Below are 242 nucleotides of genomic sequence, written 5' to 3' on the forward strand. Positions count from 1 at the left end.
GTATGTAGCACCGCAAAAAGGTGATACTGCGATTGTTCCAATCCTGCGAAAGCATGTTGTTCAAAGTCGTTAAGGACTTCTTTAATTTGCTCGTCCGTTGGGTCGTCTTCTTTTGACCAAGCGATGACGCCACTGGTGTACTTCCAAAGATGCGGACTGGAGTCACAAATGGCGTTAAACGTGGTTGCATCCCCTTTTAGAACTTGCACCCCTGCGCGCAAATCACCGTTGTGGTCATATTG

Annotated in this window: 1 protein-coding gene; it reads right to left on the bottom strand. The window is 47.5% G+C overall.

Annotated features, from left to right (window positions below):
- On the bottom strand, positions 1 to 242 hold a 242-nt coding region (locus Q4528_RS15630), incomplete at both ends, for a hypothetical protein (protein ID WP_439848952.1).

The sequence above is a fragment of the Staphylococcus pasteuri genome (assembly GCF_030547725.1).
GTDB classification, from domain to species: Bacteria; Bacillota; Bacilli; order Staphylococcales; family Staphylococcaceae; genus Staphylococcus; species Staphylococcus pasteuri.